Here is a 355-nt window from a genome sequence, read left to right as displayed (position 1 = left end):
TCGAGTGCTCTGCTGATGGCCGAACCTTCGGGCACAAGATCACGCTGGGCGATCATCCAGGCATGCAGTCTATCCATCACCGGTACGGCTTTTTCTTGCCGTATTCGGCGCCGTAAATCCGGCTCCAAATCGCGCACTTCGCTCTCGATTTCGTACAGCAACTGGATGTAACGCAGGGCCTGCTCGGCGAGCTGGCTCTTGTTAGTAGCGTGCAATTCGAAGAATTTTCGCCGGGCATGGGCCATGCAGCCAATCTCGGTCACGCCGAGTTCGAAGCTGGCCTTGTAACCGCCAAAATCGTCGCAGACCAACTTACCTTTCCAGCCTTGCAGGAAGTTGCGAGCATGCTCACCGG

The 355-nt window shown here is 56.6% G+C and carries 1 protein-coding gene; it reads right to left on the bottom strand.

Features of this window, described 5'->3' with window-relative positions; all coding sequences use genetic code 11:
* On the bottom strand, positions 1–355 hold a 355-nt coding region (locus AACY52_RS31830), incomplete at both ends, for a transposase (protein WP_339561632.1).

This window comes from Pseudomonas sp. EA_65y_Pfl1_P113 (genome assembly GCF_963970525.1).
GTDB classification, from domain to species: domain Bacteria; phylum Pseudomonadota; class Gammaproteobacteria; order Pseudomonadales; family Pseudomonadaceae; genus Aquipseudomonas; species Aquipseudomonas tritici.
The sequence above is the reverse complement of the archived record's forward strand: the minus strand, read 5'-3'. Positions and strand labels throughout refer to the sequence as shown.